General features: G+C 62.3%; 1 protein-coding gene. It reads right to left on the reverse strand.

What is annotated here, in order from left to right; all coding sequences use genetic code 11:
- The coding region (locus PSEWESI4_RS00005; RefSeq protein ID WP_187669143.1) for a transposase at window positions 1-342 on the reverse strand (342 nt) is incomplete at both ends.

Genomic DNA, 342 nt, shown 5'->3' on the forward strand with positions numbered 1-342 from the left:
CTTGATCCATTTGAAAAACAGCTCGATCCGCCAGCGATCCCGATAGCGCTCGGCGATTTCTGCCGCCGGGCTGCTCAGGTCGTTGGTCGCCAGGCTCAGAGGCGGCTCATCGCCTGGGCGGTTCACCAGGATCCGCCGCAGGGGCTGGGTGTAGTGATTACGCCGCCGGCCACCTGGGTTGCGGTTGGAGAAGCTCACCTCTTCGTCTCGCAGGATCGTTTCCCGGTCTTGCTGGGGAACCTCGCGCTGGGCCAGGACCTTGAGCTGCACGTTGGACTTGAATCGTGTGACGAAGCGGGCCTTCTGGGCATCCAGGCTCGCCCACCAGTTGAAGTCGTAATA

Origin of the sequence: Zestomonas carbonaria (assembly GCF_904061905.1) — a bacterium.
Classification (GTDB): Bacteria; Pseudomonadota; Gammaproteobacteria; order Pseudomonadales; family Pseudomonadaceae; genus Aquipseudomonas; species Aquipseudomonas carbonaria.